Origin of the sequence: Roseisolibacter agri (assembly GCF_030159095.1) — a bacterium.
Taxonomy (GTDB): Bacteria; Gemmatimonadota; Gemmatimonadetes; order Gemmatimonadales; family Gemmatimonadaceae; genus Roseisolibacter; species Roseisolibacter agri.
Window position 1 is genome coordinate 252,755 of the sequence record NZ_BRXS01000004.1, and the last position, 14,383, is coordinate 267,137.

The following is a 14,383-nucleotide window of genomic DNA, read 5'->3' on the forward strand; positions in this document are numbered from 1 at the left end:
GATGCCGACGCTGCACCGCGTCATCGTGCGTCCGGTCATCACCGAGCAGACGTCGCTCGCCTATCAGGAGAAGGGCGAGTACGTGTTCGAGGTGCACCCGGACGCGAACAAGCAGGAGATCAAGCAGGCCATCGAGCGCCTCTTCAACGTGAAGGTGGGCCAGGTCTGGACGATGAACGTTCGCGGCAAGACGCGCCGGGTGGGCACGTCGATCGGCCGTCGACCGCACTGGAAGAAGGCGATCGTCACCCTCAAGGAGGGCACGATCGACACCTTCGGGTTCGAGGGCTAAGCCGCCATGGGCATCCGTCAATTCAAGCCCGTCTCCAAGGGCACGCGCTTCCGCACGGTCTCCGACTTCTCGGAGATCACGCGCACGACGCCGGAGAAGTCGCTGACCGAGCCGCTCAAGAAGAGCGGCGGGCGCGACAACCACGGCCACATCTCGATGCGCCGCATCGGCGGTGGCGAGAAGCGGAAGTACCGCATCATCGACTTCAAGCGGAACAAGCACGGCGTCGCCGCCGTGGTCCGCCACATCGAGTACGATCCGAACCGCTCGTCGCGCATCGCGCTGGTCGAGTACGCGGACGGCGAGAAGCGCTACATCCTGCACCCGAAGGGCCTCGCGGTGGGTGACACCGTGATGGCCGGCCCGGGCTCGGACGTGCGCCTCGGCAACGCGCTGCCGCTGGGCGAGATCCCGCTCGGCACGGCGGTGCACAACGTGGAGCTGAAGCCGGGGAAGGGCGGCCAGATGGCGCGCTCGGCCGGCACGTCGCTCCAGGTGGTCGCGAAGGAGGGCGAGTACGTGACGCTCCGCCTGCCGTCGACCGAGATGCGCATGATCCACCGCCGCTGCCTGGCGACGATCGGCGAGGTCGGCAACGCCGAGCACGAGCTGATCTCGTGGGGCAAGGCCGGCAAGACGCGCTGGATGGGCAAGCGCCCGAAGGTGCGCGGCGAGGTGATGAACCCCGTCGACCACCCGCACGGCGGTCGCACGCGCGGCGGACGCAACGTCGTCAGCCCGTGGGGCAAGAAGGAGGGCGTCAAGACGCGCAACACGAAGAAGGCGTCGCAGCGTCTGATCGTCCGTGGCCGCAAGCGCGGCCGCGCCACGACGTAACCGCCTGGACGAGGACTAGGAGACTATGGCTCGCAGCATCAAGAAGGGGCCGTTCGTCCAGGACGCCCTGCTGGACAAGGTCACCGCGATGAACGGTCGCAACGAGAAGAAGGTCATGAAGACCTGGTCTCGCGCGTCGACCATCCTGCCCGAGTTCGTGGGGCACACGTTCGCGGTGCACAACGGCAACAAGTTCGTCCCGGTCTACGTGACCGAGAACATGGTCGGCCACAAGCTCGGCGAGTTCTCGCCGACGCGTCTGTTCCGCGGCCACGTGGCCGCGAAGTCGGACAAGAAGGCCGGCGGCGTGGGCAAGAAGTGAGAGCTGACAACATGCCGACCAATCTTCCGACCCACCGGCTGCCGACGCACCGGAAGCCCGGCCTCGCCGGCTCGCTGAGCGCCGAGCGCGCCCTCGGGCTGCCGAACGCCGCGCGGGCGATCCAGCGCACGACGCGCCAGTCGCCCTACAAGGTGCGCCTGGTGATCGACCAGATCCGCGGCCTGAGCGTGAACGAGGCGCTCGCGCTGCTCAAGTTCAGCAAGAAGCACGCGGCCGACGAGATCGAGAAGGTGCTCTCGAGCGCCGTGGCGAACGCGGAGGACGCGGCGCGTCGCAACAACGCGCACGTCGACGTCGACCGCCTGTACGTCGCGCACGCGATCGTGAACGAGGGGCCGAAGCTCAAGCGCTTCACCCCCGCCGCGATGGGCCGCGCGACCCCCGTCCACAAGCGCACGAGCCACATCGAGATCGTCGTGGCCGAGAAGGAAGGGCGATAATGGGACAGAAGACCAATCCGATCGGCTTCCGCCTCGGGATCTCGAAGGCGCACCGCTCCAACTGGTACGCGGGCGCGAAGGACATGCCGGGCCTCCTGAAGGAGGACGCGCTGCTCCGGAAGTACCTGAAGCAGCGCATGGGCCACGCGGCGATCGCGGACATCACGATCGAGCGCAAGCCGGGCAAGGTCGTCGTGACGATCCATACGGGTCGCCCCGGCGTCGTGATCGGCAAGAAGGGCGCGGAAGTCGACAAGCTCCGTGACGAGCTGGCGCAGCTGACCGGGAAGGAGGTCGGCGTCAACGTCGAGGAGATCAAGCGCCCCGAGATCGAGTCGCAGCTGGTCGCGGACTCGATCGCCCAGCAGCTGGCGGGCCGCGTGTCGTTCCGCCGCGCGATGAAGCGCGCGGTGCAGAGCGCGATGCGGTCGGGCGCGCAGGGCATCAAGGTGAAGGCGGGTGGCCGTCTGGGCGGCGCGGAGATCGCGCGCGTCGAGGGCTACCACGAGGGCCGCGTGCCCCTTCACACGCTGCGCGCGGACATCGACTACGCCACGTCCACGGCGAAGACCACCTACGGCACCATCGGTGTGAAGGTGTGGATCTTCAAGGGCGAGGTCGTCGAGAGCCGCCGCAACAACACGTACTCGACCGGCGCCTGAGGCACTGACCCATGCTGAGTCCGAAGCGCGTCAAGTTCCGCAAGATGTTCAAGGGCCGGATGACCGGCCTGGCCCACCGTGGCTCCGAGGTCTCGTTCGGCCATTTCGGCCTGCAGGCGATGGAGCCGGGCTGGGTGTCGAACCGTCAGATCGAGGCCTGCCGCGTGGCCATCAGCCGCAGCGTGAAGCGCGGCGGCAAGATCTGGATCCGCATCTTCCCCGACAAGCCGATCACGAAGAAGCCGGCCGAGACGCGAATGGGGAAGGGCAAGGGCTCGCCCGAGCAGTGGGTGGCGGTGGTGAAGCCCGGTCGCATGATGTTCGAGCTCGAGGGCGTGCCCCGCGACGTGGCCGAGAAGGCGATGGCGCTGGCGGCGGCCAAGCTGAGCGTGAAGAGCAAGTTCGTGGTCCGTGAGGAGGCGCACACCAATGAAGGCTGACGAATTCCGGAGCCTGAGCGACGCCGACGTGAAGACGCGCGTGGCCGAGCTCCAGGAGGAGCAGTTCCGCCTGCGCTTCCGCAGCGCGACGGAGACGCTCGAGCAGCCCCTCCGGCTGCGCACCATCCGTCGCGACATCGCGCGGCTGCTGACGGTCCTGCGCGAGCGCGAGCTCGAGGCGCAGGGTCCGAAGCCGACGCCGAAGGCGCGCCGCCGCGCCAACCGCCGGACGACGAAGGCGACGCCGGCGGCGGCTGCGGCGCCGGCGAAGACCGCGGCGAAGGCGACCAAGGCCGCCAAGACGCCGACGCGCAAGGCGCCGACCCGCAAGGCGGCGACCAGCCGCGCGGCCCAGTAAGCCGGAGCCCGAGATCCCATGGCTGACACGATGAACAACCAGACGGCCGCCCAGGGCGCCGGCGAGCAGCAGGCGGCCAAGCGCGGCGCGCGCAAGGTGCGCACGGGCCTGGTCGTGAGCGACAAGATGCAGAAGACGGTGGTCGTGCAGATCGACCGCCGCGTCCCGCACCCCGTGTACGGGAAGATGGTCACGCGTTCCAAGCGCCTGAAGGCTCACGACGAGGAGAACTCGGCGAAGCAGGGCGACACGGTGCGCATCCAGGAGACCCGTCCACTGTCGAAGGACAAGCGGTGGCGCGTGGTCGAGATCATCGAGCGCGCGAGGTAACGGGCCATGATCCAGCAGGAATCGATGGTCAAGGTGGCGGACAACTCGGGCGCCAAGCGCGCCCTGGTGATCCGCGTCCTGGGCGGCACGCGCCGGCGCTACGCCGGCCTCGGCGACACGGTCGTGGTCGCGGTGAAGGACGCGCTGCCCAACGGCACGGTGAAGAAGAGCGACGTCGCGAAGGCGGTCGTCGTGCGCACCGTGAAGGAGACCCGCCGCAAGGACGGGAGCTACATCCGCTTCGACGAGAACGCGGTCGTCATCATCAACGACAACGGGGAGCCCCGCGCGACCCGTATCTTCGGGCCGGTGGCGCGCGAGCTCCGCGAGAAGAAGTACATGAAGATCGTCTCGCTCGCGCCCGAGGTGCTCTAAGCCATGCGCATTCTCAAGTACCGCAAGACCGACGGCCGCCGCCTCGGCGCCGGGCGCCACGCGCGCAAGGCCGAGCGGCAGAGCCTCCACGTCCGCCGCGGCGACACCGTCCAGGTGCTGCGCGGGGACGACAAGGGCGCCACCGGGAAGGTCCTCAAGGTCTTCACCAAGACCGGGCGCGTGCTGGTCGAGGGCGTCAACATCGTGAAGAAGCACCGCCGGGCGCGTCGCCCGGAGGAGCAGAGCGGGATCATCGAGATGCCGGCGCCGATCGCCGCGTCGAACGTGATGCTGCTCGACCCCAAGACCGGGTTCCCGACGCGCACGCGCACGCGTGTGGACGCGGACGGCACCAAGGAGCGCGTCAGCGTCAAGAGCGGCGAGTCGATCGCCGTCACGCGCTGAGCGGGAGCTGACCGATCATGGCCAAGGATACGAGCAAGGGCGGGAAGGGCGGCAAGGGCGCGCCCGCCAAGGGTGGCAAGGGCGGCAAGGGCGCGCCGGGGAAGGGCGGCGCCCAGAAGGGCGGTCCGGTCGCCAAGGGCGGCAAGACGGCCAAGGCGGCGGGTGGCAAGAGCGAGCGCCAGTCGATGGCGCCGAAGAGCCACGCGGGCGCCGGGCTGCCGGTGCCGGCGCCGCGCCTCAAGCTGTACTACGAGCAGACGGTGCGCGGGCGGCTGGCCGAGCAGTTCGGGCTGACCAACCCGCATCAGATCCCGGGGCTCGAGAAGATCGTGATCAACTGCGGCGTCGGGGCGGCGATCAAGCAGCCGCGCGCGCTGGACACGGTCGTCGAGGAGCTGGCGCTCATCACCGGCCAGAAGCCGGTGCGCCGCAAGGCGAAGAAGTCGATCGCCAACTTCGGCCTCCGCGAGGGGCAGGAGATCGGCGCGATGGTGACGCTGCGTGGCGCCCGCATGTGGGAGTTCCTGGACCGCCTCATCTCGGTCTCGCTCCCCCGCGTGCGCGACTTCCGTGGGCTGGGGACCCGCTCGTTCGACGGGCGTGGGAACTACTCGATGGGCGTCAAGGAGCAGATGATCTTCCCGGAGATCAACTACGACATGGTCGAGGCGGTCCACGGCATGGACATCACGTTCGTGACGACCACGAACAAGGATGACCAGTCCTTCGCGCTCCTGCGCGAGCTCGGCATGCCGTTCCGCGGCGACATCAAGCCGCTCGTTCCGCGTCCCGACCAGATGGCCGGGCAGCTGACGGAAGCCGGGGCAGCCGCTTAAGTTACTAGGCTGCCCGCAGATGGCGGCCCGGACTCCGGTCCGGGCCGCCATCTGCCGGGCGTCGATCCACGCATCGCATCACAGAGCCCGACATGGCCAAGACGAGCAAGATCGTCAAGAACGAGGAGCGCAAGGTGCTGGCCGCGCGCCACGCCGAGAAGCGCGCCGCGCTGAAGAAGACCATCAGCAGCGTGACCGCGACGCCGGAAGAGAAGGAGGCCGCCGGCAAGGCGCTCCGGAAGCTCCCGCGCAACTCCTCGAAGATCCGCATCCGCAACCGCTGCGCGATGACGGGGCGCCCCCGGGCGTTCCTCCGCCAGTTCGGTCTCTCGCGCGTGACGTTCCGCGAGATGGCGCTCAACGGGCTGATCCCCGGCGTCACCAAGGCCAGCTGGTAAGGCCGGCGGCCGCGGCGCACGCCGCGGTCCTGGCTCCTGCGGGGTAGGCGGTCTCCGGACCGTACCCCCCGCCCCTCTCCACTTCCTACCGGTCCCGCGGTGCGGGATACCCTAGGAGCACAAGCATCTCATGAGCATGACTGATCCGATCGCCGACATGCTCACGCGGATCCGGAACGCTTGCGGCAGCAAGCACCGGCGCGTGGACATGCCGGCGTCGAAGATGAAGGTCGAGATCGCGCGCCTGCTGAAGGAGCACAACTTCGTGCAGGACTACCGCCTCGTGGAGTCCGAGGAGGGCCGCCCGGTCCTTCGCGTGATCCTGAAGTACGCGGCGGGCGGCACGTCGGTGATCCGCGAGCTGCACCGCGTCTCGACGCCCGGCCTGCGCAAGTACGTGGGCGTCACCGAGATCCCGCGCGTCCGCAACGGCCTCGGGATCGCGATCCTCAGCACCTCGCAGGGGATCCTCAGCGACCGCCAGGCGCGCCAGAAGCGCGCGGGTGGCGAGCTCCTCGCCCTCGTCTGGTAAGGAGACCCCATCCATGTCGCGAATCGGCAAGCTGCCGGTGACCGTCCCCAACGGGGTGACGATCACGCAGAACGGCAATGTCATGACGGTGAAGGGCCCGCGGGGGGAGCTGACGCGTACGCTGCCCGCGGACATCACGGTCACGCTCGAGAACGGCACGATCACGGTCACCCGGCCGTCGGACGAGCCGCAGCACAAGGCGCTGCACGGCCTCACGCGCACCCTCGTGGCCAACATGGTCGAGGGCGTGACGAAGGGCTTCCAGAAGACGCTCGAGATCGTCGGCGTCGGCTACAAGGCGGAGACCCGCCCCTTCGGTCTGCAGATGGCGCTCGGCTTCTCGCACCCGATCGAGGTGCGGGCCCGTGGCGGCGTGAAGCTGACGGCCACGAACCCGACGACGGTCGTGGTGGACGGCGCGGACAAGGAGGTCGTGGGCCAGATCGCCGCCGAGATCCGCTCGCTGCGGCCGCCCGAGCCCTACAAGGGCAAGGGCGTCAAGTACCAGGGGGAGACCATCCGCCGGAAGGCGGGCAAGGCGGGAGGTAAGTAATGCCGAAGATCGCGATTCCGAGGACGCGCGCGGAGAAGCGCACGCGGCGCCACCTGCGCGTCCGGAAGACGCTGAGCGGCACCGCCGAGCGCCCGCGTCTGGTGGTGTTCCGTTCGCTGAAGCACATCACGGCGCAGCTCGTGGACGACGTGCAGGGGCGCACCCTGTTCACCGTCACGGACACGAAGCTCGACGGGAAGAAGTCGGAGAAGTCCGCGCAGGTCGGCAAGCTGGTCGCCGAGCGGGCGAAGGAAGCCGGGATCACGCGCGTCGTGTTCGACCGCGCCGGGTACCAGTACCATGGCCGCGTGAAGGCGGTTGCCGACGGCGCCCGTGAGGGCGGTCTGGAGTTCTGACATGGCCGATAACACGAATTCGAACGAGCCCCGCACTCAGAGCTTCGGCGGGAACACCGGGGGCGGCCAGAGCCGCGGCCCGGGTGGTCCCGGGCGTGGTCCGGGCGGTGGCGGCGGCTTCGGCGGCGGCGCGCCGCGTGGCCCGGGTGGCGGCGGCTTCGGCGGCGGGCGCGGGCGTGGGCCCGGCGGCCCGGGTCGCGGTCCCGGCGGCCCTGGCGGGCGCGGTGGTCCGGGCGGCGGCCGTGGTCCTGGTGGTGGTCCCGGCGGCCGTGGCGGCCCGGGTGGCCCCGGTGGGCGTGGTGGCCCTGGCGGCCCCGGTGGCGAGCGTCGTGGCCGTGACGGCGGCCGTGGTGGCGATCAGCGGCAGGAGCGCGAGGGCAGCGACCTGACGGAGAACGTGATCGCGATCAACCGCGTCGCGAAGGTGGTGAAGGGTGGCCGCCGGTTCTCGTTCAACGCGCTCGTCGCGGTGGGCGATGGCCAGGGCCGCGTGGGCTTCGCCACGGGCAAGGCGAACGAGGTCTCGGAGGCGGTCCGCAAGGCCGTCGACGCGGCGCGTCGCAAGATGGTGCTGATCCCGCTGACGGGCGGCACGATCCCGCACGAGATCGTCGGACAGCACGGGGCCGGCAAGGTCCTCATGAAGCCCGCGGCTCCCGGTGCCGGCGTGATCGCCGGCGGCGCGGTGCGCGCGATCATGGAGTGCGCCGGCATCTCGGACATTCTCACCAAGAGCCTCGGTTCGACGAACCCGCACAACATGGTGCTGGCGGCGCTCGACGGGCTCACGCAGCTGACCACGGTCGACCAGATCGCGCGCGAGCGCGGCGTCGAGCCGGACCAGATCGGCTACCGCGCGCGCGTGCTGGCGCGCAAGGTCGAGAAGGCGCCGGCGTCCGCGGTGGAGGTCGTCTAATGCCGCGCACGTTCGTCTGGCACCCGTCGAAGGGGCCGAAGACCACGCCGAAGCCGCTCGCGCCGACGCTCGGGCAGCTGAAGATCACGCAGGTGCGCAGCGGCATCGGGCACCCGCACTGGATGCGCCGCACGCTGGCGGCGATCGGGCTCAAGGGGCACCAGCAGTCGGTGATCCAGGCCGACACGCCGTCGCTCCGCGGCCAGATCAAGCAGGTGCGGCACCTCGTCGAGGTGACGCCGGTGGAGGGTTCGACCAATGGCTGAGCAGAACACGGCCGAGCGCACGGAGCGCATCGGCCTGCACAACCTGACCCCGGCTCCGGGCTCGCACCGGGCGCGCAAGCGCCTGGGCCGCGGCCCGGGCTCGGGCACGGGCAAGACGTCCGGCAAGGGCCACAAGGGCTCGAAGGCGCGCGCGGGTCACCACGGCCCGGGCGGCAACAAGCCGCACTTCGAGGGTGGCCAGATGCCGATGACGCGTCGTCTGCCGAAGCGCGGCTTCAACAACGCGCAGTTCCGCGTGGAGTACCAGGAGGTCCGTCTGGGCGACCTGGAGCTCCTGGGCGCGAACGCCGAGGTGTCGCTCGAGTCGCTCGTCGACGCGGGCCTCATCAAGGCGCGCAAGGGCCCGGCCAAGATCCTCAGCAACGGGGAGATCTCGGTGCCGGTGACCGTGCGCGGCGTGAAGGTGAGCGAGGGCGCGAAGGCGAAGATCGAGGCGGCCGGCGGCCGCGTCGAGGCGTAACCCGCACGTCCCGAGGCCCGTTCATCGATGGCTGAGACGAACACCGCGGCAGCGCTGCAGAACGTCTACAAGACCCCGGAGCTCTGGCAGAAGATCGTCTTCACGTTCCTCTGCCTGCTGATCTACCGGGCCGGCGCGCACGTGACGGCGCCGGGCATCGACGTGCAGGCGCTGACCGACTACTTCCAGAGCCAGACGGGGGGCGGTGGCCTCCTCGGGCTCTACGACCTGTTCGTGGGCGGCGGCCTGTCGCGGGCGACGGTGTTCGCCCTCGGCATCATGCCGTACATCTCGGCCAGCATCTTCGTCCAGATCGCCGGGGCGGTCGTCCCGACGGTCGACAAGATGCAGAAGGACGAGGAAGGTCGGAAAAAGCTGAACCAGTGGACGCGCTACCTCACGGTGGCGCTGGCCGCGGTGCAGGGCTACGGCTTCGCGCTGTTCACCCAGTCGCTGCCGAACGCGGTCGCCAACCCGGGCATGGGCTTCATCCTCTCGATGATGCTCGTGCTGACGACGGGCGCGATCTTCGTGATGTGGCTCGGCGAGCAGATCACGGAGCGCGGCCTCGGCAACGGCGCCTCGCTCCTGATCTTCTTCTCGATCATCGAGCGCTTCTGGCCGGGCATCCTGCAGACGTTCAACTTCGTGAGCACGGGCGCCGTGGCGCCGCTGGCGCTGGTGGTGCTCGCGATCGTGATGGTGGCCGTCGTGGCCGGCGTGGTGGCGATCACGGTCGCCGCCCGCCGCGTGATGGTGCAGATCCCGCAGCGCACGATGGCCCGCGGCCGCATGCGCGAGGCGACGAAGAACTTCATCCCGCTCCGCATCAACACCGCGGGCGTGATGCCGATCATCTTCGCCCAGTCGGTGATCGTGGTGCCGGGCGCGATCGCGCAGTTCAGCGGCTCGCCGCGGGCGCGCGAGATCGCGGCCTACTTCGATCCGGGCACCGTCTGGTACTTCATCCTGATGGCGATCCTGATCGTCGTCTTCACGTACTTCTACACGTCGATCATCTTCAACCCGGTCGACCTGGCGGAGAACCTGAAGAAGCAGGGCGGCTTCGTGCCGGGCGTGAAGCCCGGCGCCAAGACGGCGGAGTACATCGAGCAGGTCGTCGAGCGCGTGACCTTCCCGGGCGCCATCTTCCTGACGGCGATCGCGCTGCTGCCGATCGTCATCGCGAAGATCATGAACGTCCCCTTCCAGTTCGGCGGCACCTCGCTGCTGATCGTGGTGGGCGTGGCGCTCGACACGATGGCGCAGGTGCAGCAGCACCTGCTGCTCCGGAAGTACGACGGCTTCATGAAGAAGGGACGCGTGCGCTTCCGCGGCCGCCAGGCCACGAGCGGCGGGTTCTGACGCCACAGCCGGACCGGCGGGCGCGCAGGCGCCCGCGCGGTCCGGGACACTCCGGGTTGCGGAGGCCGCCACGAGGCACGAGTGTTCCGACGCTCGTGCCTCGTGGCCCGTTTCCGGCCCCATGGGCCCTCGGACGCGTCCGGGGCCACTCCACGCTCCATCCAGTCATGGTCATCGTCCTGTTCGGCAAGCCCGGCGCAGGCAAGGGCACGCAGGCGCCCCGCCTCGCCGAGGCGCTCGGCGTCCCGATCCTGGCCACCGGCGACGTGCTGCGCGCGGCCCTGCGCGAGGGCACGCGGCTCGGCCTCGAGGCCAAGTCCTACATGGATCGCGGGGCGCTCGTGCCCGACGACGTGATCCTCGGCATCGTCAAGGAGACGCTGCAGTCGCCGCACTTCGCGAACGGCGCGGTGCTCGACGGCGTCGTGCGCACGGTCCCGCAGGCCGAGGGGCTGGAGCGCGTGCTGGCCGAGCTGGGACGGACGCTGAACGCGGTCCTCGTGTTCGACATCGACGACGAGGAGATCGTGCAGCGCATCAGCGGCCGCCTGGTGTGCGACGTCTGCCAGACGCCGGTGACCGGCGGCGAGGTGGGCGCGCCGTGCCCGAAGCCCGGCACGTCCGACGGCGGGCACCTGGTACGCCGCAAGGACGACGAGCCCGCGGCCGTGCGTACGCGCCTCGACGTCTACCGCGCCCAGACGCTGCCGGTGCTCGACTGGTACCAGGCGCAGGGCGCGAACGTCCGCATCATCGACGCGGTGGGCGCGGTGGAGGACGTCACCGACCGCGCGCTGGCCGCCGTCGGCCTCCCGACCGGGGGCTCGGGGCGCCCCGCGTGATCGCGCCAGCCTTCCGACACACTGCCGCACCGCAGGTCGCTTCGTGATCCAACTCAAGTCGCTCCGCGAGATCGACGCGATGGCCGAGGGCGGCCGCATCCTCGGGCGCACGCTGGCCACGCTGCGCGCGGCCGTGCGGCCCGGCATGACCACGCTCGACCTCGATCTGATGGCGGAGGAGTTCATCCGCTCGCACGAGGGGGCCACGCCAGCGTTCAAGGGGCTGTACGGCTTCCCCGGCAGCGTCTGCATCTCGGTGAACCACGAGATCGTGCACGGGATCCCGTCGAAGAAGCGCACGCTGGTGGAGGGCGACATCGTGTCGCTGGACGTCGGCGTGAAGTACGACGGCTTCTACACGGACGCCGCGGAGACCGTGGCGGTGGGCGCGATCAGCGCGAACGACCAGCGGCTGCTGGACGTGACGCGCGAGTCGCTGGAGGCGGGGATCGCCGCCGCCGTGCCGGGCAACCACGTGGGCGACATCGGCCACGCGGTGCAGACGGTGGTGGAGCGCGCGGGCTTCAGCGTGGTGCGCGAGCTGGTGGGCCACGGCGTGGGCCACGGCCCGCACGAGGACCCGCAGGTGCCCAACCACGGGAAGCCGAAGCGCGGCACGAAGCTCGTCGCGGGGCTCACGATCGCGATCGAGCCGATGGTGAACGCGGGGCTGCCGGGGACGCGCACGCTGCCCGACCGCTGGACGGTCGTCACGGTGGACGGCAAGCGCTCGGCGCACTTCGAGCACACCGTCGCGGTGACGGAGGACGGCCCGCGGATCCTGACGCTGGCCACCTGATCGCGCGGCCGACGACACGCGAAGGGCCCGGACGGGAGCACATCCCATCCGGGCCCTTTCGCGTGTCGCGCGATCCGCTCAGTCGCCGAGGGTGCGCTCCACGGCGGCCTGCGCGGCCTGCGCGGCGCGGGCCGCGCGCTCGACCAAGGCGCGCGCCTCGGCCGCGAGTGGCGCACCGTCGGTGCGGTCCTCCAGCGCGACGACGTTGACGCGCACGTTGTACGCGGCGCCGCGGCACGCGGCCTCCGCGAGCATCGCCGCGACGCCGGCGTCGGTGACGGCGTTGCTGTTGCCGCGCTCCGCGACCGCGGCGGCCAGCTCCGCGACGTCGGCGGCGGCGCGCGCGGTCTCGAGGGGCACCGCGGCCGCGCCGAGCAGCGCCTCGTGGATCGCGCGCGCGCGTGCATCCGCGGCGTCGGCGGGCTCCTTCGGCAGCCTGTAGGCGGCGCTCACCTGCTCGTAGGCGTGCGCGTCGCGCGCGACGAGCGCGGCGAGACGGTTCCCCAGGTCCGCGGCGCGCAGTGCGGCCTCGCGCATCTCGGCGTCGACGGCGGCGTACTTCTTCTTGCCGACCGTGAGGCCCGCGACCATCTGCGCGAGCGCGGCGCCGAGCGCGCCCGCGTGCGCCGCGACGCTGCCGCCGCCGGGCGTGGGCGACGCGGATGCGACGTCGGCGACGAAGCCCGACAGCGACGCGCCGCCCTGCACGGCGTCGCGCACCTGCTGCTCCAGCAGCATCGAGGGGCCGAAGCCGCGCAGCTGCACGTGGCGGGCGCCGGCCTCCATCAGCGCCCGTTCGGGGACGAGGCCCACCAGCTCGCTCCACGTGGGCGTCACGCCGTGCGCCGCGGCCTCGCTGCGCACGGCCTCGTACGCGCGGTGCAGCGGCGTCTTCTCGGTGTCGACGAGGTTCATCGAGACCTGCGCCTGCCCGTCGACCTCGAGGCCCAGCGCCTTCACGTAGCGCAGGCCGCCCGACGAGCCGCGCACGGCCTTCGCGACCTCCTTGGCGACGGGGACGTTGGACGCGGGGCCGAGGTAGACGTTGTACGCGACGAGGAACGGGCGCGCGCCGATGACCGTCGCGCCCGCGCTCTCGTGGATCGCGTCGGGCCCGAAGTCGGGGACGCGGTTGGGGTTCGTGCCGAGCTCCGTGCGCAGCCCCTCGAACTCGCCGCGGCGGATGTCGGCGAGGTTCTCGCGGTCGGGGCGCGTCGCGGCGCGCTCGTAGAGATAGACCGGGATCTGCAGCTCGCGTCCCACGCGCTCGCCGAGCGTGCGCGCGAGCGCGATGCAGTCCTCCATCGTGCTCCCCCAGGCACCGAGGGGCACGAACGGACAGACGTCGGTGGCACCGATGCGCGGATGCTCGCCGCGGTGCTCGCGCAGGTCGATGCGCCGTGCCGCCTCGGCGATGCCCGCGTACGCCGCGTCGACGGCCTGCGCGACGGGCGCCACGAACGTCACGACCGTGCGGTTGTGCGACGGGTCGGACGAGACGTCGAGGATGGTGACGCCCTCGACGTGCGCGATCGCGTCACGGATGGCGGCGATGACGTCGGGGCGGCGGCCCTCGCTGAAGTTCGGGACGCATTCGACCAGCTTCATCTTCGGGGCAGGATTGAGAGTGAGCTGCGGGCTGCGAACCTTGAAGCCGGCTGCGTGCATCGTGCTGCGTGCGGCGTGAGGAGCGTCCCGAGGTCGGACACGCAGCACGCAGCACGATGCAGCCGTTCAGGTATTCGATCGCACGACGTCGAGCATCCACGCGTGCATCGCCGGATTGCCGACGAGCAGCGACGTGTGGTCGACGCGGGCGGCGTCGCCGGCGAGGTCGCTGGTGACGCCGCCCGCCTCGCGGACGATCAGCAGGCCCGCGGCGATGTCCCAGGGCGCGAGCGTGTGCTCCCAGAAGGCGTCGAAGCGGCCGCACGCGACGTCGCATAGGTCGAGCGCCGCGGCGCCGGCGCGGCGGATGCCGGCGGTGCGCGCGGTCACGACGGCGAACTGCCGCTGGTAGCTGTCCAGGTGCGCGAGGTGCTTGAACGGGAAGCCGGTGCCGACGAGCGCGCGCGCCGGATCGGTCGTGGCGGAGACGTGGATGCGCGCGTCGGCGCCTCTCGCGTCGCGGCGCCACGCGCCCGCGCCGGCGGCCGCGTGGAAGGTCTCGCCCGTGGCGGCGTTGCGCACGACGCCCGCGACCAGCTCGCCGGCGTGCAGCGCGCCGATGGAGACGGCGTACCACGGGAAGCCGTGCAGGAAGTTCGTCGTGCCGTCGAGCGGGTCGACGACGAACGCGAGCCCCTCGCCGAGCACCTGCGACGGATCGTACGTCTCCTCGCCGAGGAAGACCGCGTCGGGAAAGGCGGCGAGCAGCACGTCGCGGACGATCGCCTCGGCGCCGCGATCGACGTCGCTCACGAAGTCGGCCGGGCCCTTGTGCTCCCACGTCAGCGCGCCGAGCTGCGCGGCGTGCGTGGCGATGAAGGCGGCGGCGCGGGCCGCGGCGTCGTGCATGGCCGCGAGCAGGGGACCGCCGGGCGCCGCGAGAGCGTCG

Annotated in this window: 24 protein-coding genes; 22 read left to right on the plus strand and 2 right to left on the minus strand. The window is 70.9% G+C overall.

All coding sequences use genetic code 11. The annotated features are described in order from the left end of the window. Window position 1: 1 nt before the first annotated feature. The 22 genes from rosag_RS13245 to map all read left to right on the plus strand — a co-directional run bounded on the left by rosag_RS13245 (window position 2) and on the right by map (window position 11,826). On the plus strand, window positions 2-292 hold the full coding sequence (locus rosag_RS13245; RefSeq protein WP_284350623.1) for a 50S ribosomal protein L23: 291 nt from the start codon (window positions 2-4) through the stop codon (window positions 290-292). Window positions 293-298: 6 nt separating this feature from the next. Continuing rightward, window positions 299-1,129, plus strand: a complete 831-nt coding sequence (gene rplB, locus rosag_RS13250) for a 50S ribosomal protein L2 (RefSeq protein WP_284350624.1) — start codon at window positions 299-301, stop codon at window positions 1,127-1,129. A 25-nt stretch (window positions 1,130-1,154) separates the two neighbouring features. Further along, entirely contained in the window at window positions 1,155-1,451 is a 297-nt protein-coding gene (gene rpsS, locus rosag_RS13255) for a 30S ribosomal protein S19 (RefSeq protein ID WP_284350625.1), read from the plus strand. 11 nt (window positions 1,452-1,462) lie between these two features. Then, window positions 1,463-1,912 carry a 50S ribosomal protein L22 gene (gene rplV, locus rosag_RS13260; RefSeq protein WP_345784836.1) on the plus strand — a complete coding sequence of 150 codons (450 nt, stop codon included), beginning with the start codon at window positions 1,463-1,465 and terminating at the stop codon, window positions 1,910-1,912. After that, window positions 1,912-2,574 carry a 30S ribosomal protein S3 gene (gene rpsC / locus rosag_RS13265; RefSeq protein WP_284350626.1) on the plus strand — a complete coding sequence of 221 codons (663 nt, stop codon included), beginning with the start codon at window positions 1,912-1,914 and terminating at the stop codon, window positions 2,572-2,574. Before rplV ends, rpsC begins: the two co-directional genes overlap by 1 nt. An 11-nt stretch (window positions 2,575-2,585) precedes the next feature. Next, entirely contained in the window at window positions 2,586-3,014 is a 429-nt protein-coding gene (gene rplP, locus rosag_RS13270; RefSeq protein WP_284350627.1) for a 50S ribosomal protein L16, read from the plus strand. Then, the gene (gene rpmC / locus rosag_RS25415; RefSeq protein ID WP_345784837.1) at window positions 3,004-3,372 is read left to right on the plus strand and encodes a 50S ribosomal protein L29; all 369 of its coding nucleotides are present in this window, start codon (window positions 3,004-3,006) and stop codon (window positions 3,370-3,372) included. The genes rplP and rpmC overlap by 11 nt, the downstream gene beginning before the upstream one ends. An 18-nt stretch (window positions 3,373-3,390) precedes the next feature. After that, on the plus strand, window positions 3,391-3,702 hold the full coding sequence (gene rpsQ / locus rosag_RS13280; RefSeq protein ID WP_345784838.1) for a 30S ribosomal protein S17: 312 nt from the start codon (window positions 3,391-3,393) through the stop codon (window positions 3,700-3,702). Window positions 3,703-3,708: 6 nt separating this feature from the next. Further along, window positions 3,709-4,077, plus strand: a complete 369-nt coding sequence (rplN, locus tag rosag_RS13285; protein WP_275833026.1) for a 50S ribosomal protein L14 — start codon at window positions 3,709-3,711, stop codon at window positions 4,075-4,077. A 9-nt stretch (window positions 4,078-4,086) separates the two neighbouring features. Beyond that, on the plus strand, window positions 4,087-4,482 hold the full coding sequence (gene rplX, locus rosag_RS13290; RefSeq protein ID WP_425607510.1) for a 50S ribosomal protein L24: 396 nt from the start codon (window positions 4,087-4,089) through the stop codon (window positions 4,480-4,482). A gap of 185 nt (window positions 4,483-4,667) precedes the next feature. Next, the gene (gene rplE / locus rosag_RS13295; protein ID WP_284351072.1) at window positions 4,668-5,318 is read left to right on the plus strand and encodes a 50S ribosomal protein L5; all 651 of its coding nucleotides are present in this window, start codon (window positions 4,668-4,670) and stop codon (window positions 5,316-5,318) included. Between the two features lie 92 nt (window positions 5,319-5,410). Then, window positions 5,411-5,716, plus strand: a complete 306-nt coding sequence (rpsN, locus tag rosag_RS13300; RefSeq protein WP_284350629.1) for a 30S ribosomal protein S14 — start codon at window positions 5,411-5,413, stop codon at window positions 5,714-5,716. Window positions 5,717-5,846: 130 nt separating this feature from the next. After that, on the plus strand, window positions 5,847-6,248 hold the full coding sequence (rpsH, locus tag rosag_RS13305) for a 30S ribosomal protein S8 (RefSeq protein ID WP_284350630.1): 402 nt from the start codon (window positions 5,847-5,849) through the stop codon (window positions 6,246-6,248). A gap of 13 nt (window positions 6,249-6,261) precedes the next feature. Beyond that, window positions 6,262-6,801, plus strand: a complete 540-nt coding sequence (gene rplF, locus rosag_RS13310) for a 50S ribosomal protein L6 (RefSeq protein ID WP_284350631.1) — start codon at window positions 6,262-6,264, stop codon at window positions 6,799-6,801. Further along, on the plus strand, window positions 6,801-7,157 hold the full coding sequence (gene rplR, locus rosag_RS13315; RefSeq protein WP_284350632.1) for a 50S ribosomal protein L18: 357 nt from the start codon (window positions 6,801-6,803) through the stop codon (window positions 7,155-7,157). The genes rplF and rplR overlap by 1 nt, the downstream gene beginning before the upstream one ends. Before the next feature lie 95 nt (window positions 7,158-7,252). After that, the gene (locus tag rosag_RS13320; RefSeq protein WP_284351076.1) at window positions 7,253-7,546 is read left to right on the plus strand and encodes a hypothetical protein; all 294 of its coding nucleotides are present in this window, start codon (window positions 7,253-7,255) and stop codon (window positions 7,544-7,546) included. Between the two features lie 8 nt (window positions 7,547-7,554). Next, window positions 7,555-8,073, plus strand: a complete 519-nt coding sequence (gene rpsE, locus rosag_RS13325) for a 30S ribosomal protein S5 (RefSeq protein WP_345784839.1) — start codon at window positions 7,555-7,557, stop codon at window positions 8,071-8,073. After that, on the plus strand, window positions 8,073-8,339 hold the full coding sequence (rpmD, locus tag rosag_RS13330) for a 50S ribosomal protein L30 (protein ID WP_284350633.1): 267 nt from the start codon (window positions 8,073-8,075) through the stop codon (window positions 8,337-8,339). The genes rpsE and rpmD overlap by 1 nt, the downstream gene beginning before the upstream one ends. A 28-nt stretch (window positions 8,340-8,367) precedes the next feature. Beyond that, the gene (rplO, locus tag rosag_RS13335; RefSeq protein WP_284351073.1) at window positions 8,368-8,820 is read left to right on the plus strand and encodes a 50S ribosomal protein L15; all 453 of its coding nucleotides are present in this window, start codon (window positions 8,368-8,370) and stop codon (window positions 8,818-8,820) included. A 27-nt stretch (window positions 8,821-8,847) separates the two neighbouring features. Next, window positions 8,848-10,185: a preprotein translocase subunit SecY gene (gene secY, locus rosag_RS13340; protein WP_284350634.1), complete on the plus strand. Its 1,338-nt coding sequence runs from the start codon at window positions 8,848-8,850 to the stop codon at window positions 10,183-10,185. 167 nt (window positions 10,186-10,352) lie between these two features. Beyond that, on the plus strand, window positions 10,353-11,027 hold the full coding sequence (locus tag rosag_RS13345; protein WP_284350635.1) for an adenylate kinase: 675 nt from the start codon (window positions 10,353-10,355) through the stop codon (window positions 11,025-11,027). Between the two features lie 43 nt (window positions 11,028-11,070). Then, on the plus strand, window positions 11,071-11,826 hold the full coding sequence (gene map, locus rosag_RS13350) for a type I methionyl aminopeptidase (protein ID WP_284350636.1): 756 nt from the start codon (window positions 11,071-11,073) through the stop codon (window positions 11,824-11,826). Between the two features lie 78 nt (window positions 11,827-11,904). Here map and ftcD read toward each other — a convergent pair whose 3' ends face one another. Together ftcD and rosag_RS13360 are read right to left on the minus strand one after the other, a co-directional pair. Then, window positions 11,905-13,434: a glutamate formimidoyltransferase gene (ftcD, locus tag rosag_RS13355; RefSeq protein ID WP_284350637.1), complete on the minus strand. Its 1,530-nt coding sequence runs from the start codon at window positions 13,432-13,434 to the stop codon at window positions 11,905-11,907. A 126-nt stretch (window positions 13,435-13,560) separates the two neighbouring features. After that, window positions 13,561-14,343 carry an inositol monophosphatase family protein gene (locus tag rosag_RS13360; RefSeq protein WP_284350638.1) on the minus strand — a complete coding sequence of 261 codons (783 nt, stop codon included), beginning with the start codon at window positions 14,341-14,343 and terminating at the stop codon, window positions 13,561-13,563. Between the last annotated feature and the right edge of the window lie 40 nt (window positions 14,344-14,383).

Coding starts and splice junctions, on each gene's coding strand:
- rosag_RS13245 (WP_284350623.1), top strand. CDS start 2: ATGCCGACGCTGCACCGCGTCATCGTGCGTCCGGTCATCACCGAGCAG.
- rplB (WP_284350624.1), top strand. CDS start 299: ATGGGCATCCGTCAATTCAAGCCCGTCTCCAAGGGCACGCGCTTCCGC.
- rpsS (WP_284350625.1), top strand. CDS start 1,155: ATGGCTCGCAGCATCAAGAAGGGGCCGTTCGTCCAGGACGCCCTGCTG.
- rplV (WP_345784836.1), top strand. CDS start 1,463: ATGCCGACCAATCTTCCGACCCACCGGCTGCCGACGCACCGGAAGCCC.
- rpsC (WP_284350626.1), top strand. CDS start 1,912: ATGGGACAGAAGACCAATCCGATCGGCTTCCGCCTCGGGATCTCGAAG.
- rplP (WP_284350627.1), top strand. CDS start 2,586: ATGCTGAGTCCGAAGCGCGTCAAGTTCCGCAAGATGTTCAAGGGCCGG.
- rpmC (WP_345784837.1), top strand. CDS start 3,004: ATGAAGGCTGACGAATTCCGGAGCCTGAGCGACGCCGACGTGAAGACG.
- rpsQ (WP_345784838.1), top strand. CDS start 3,391: ATGGCTGACACGATGAACAACCAGACGGCCGCCCAGGGCGCCGGCGAG.
- rplN (WP_275833026.1), top strand. CDS start 3,709: ATGATCCAGCAGGAATCGATGGTCAAGGTGGCGGACAACTCGGGCGCC.
- rplE (WP_284351072.1), top strand. CDS start 4,668: ATGGCGCCGAAGAGCCACGCGGGCGCCGGGCTGCCGGTGCCGGCGCCG.
- rpsN (WP_284350629.1), top strand. CDS start 5,411: ATGGCCAAGACGAGCAAGATCGTCAAGAACGAGGAGCGCAAGGTGCTG.
- rpsH (WP_284350630.1), top strand. CDS start 5,847: ATGAGCATGACTGATCCGATCGCCGACATGCTCACGCGGATCCGGAAC.
- rplF (WP_284350631.1), top strand. CDS start 6,262: ATGTCGCGAATCGGCAAGCTGCCGGTGACCGTCCCCAACGGGGTGACG.
- rplR (WP_284350632.1), top strand. CDS start 6,801: ATGCCGAAGATCGCGATTCCGAGGACGCGCGCGGAGAAGCGCACGCGG.
- rpmD (WP_284350633.1), top strand. CDS start 8,073: ATGCCGCGCACGTTCGTCTGGCACCCGTCGAAGGGGCCGAAGACCACG.
- secY (WP_284350634.1), top strand. CDS start 8,848: ATGGCTGAGACGAACACCGCGGCAGCGCTGCAGAACGTCTACAAGACC.
- rosag_RS13345 (WP_284350635.1), top strand. CDS start 10,353: ATGGTCATCGTCCTGTTCGGCAAGCCCGGCGCAGGCAAGGGCACGCAG.
- ftcD (WP_284350637.1), bottom strand. CDS start 13,434: ATGAAGCTGGTCGAATGCGTCCCGAACTTCAGCGAGGGCCGCCGCCCC.
- rosag_RS13360 (WP_284350638.1), bottom strand. CDS start 14,343: ATGCACGACGCCGCGGCCCGCGCCGCCGCCTTCATCGCCACGCACGCC.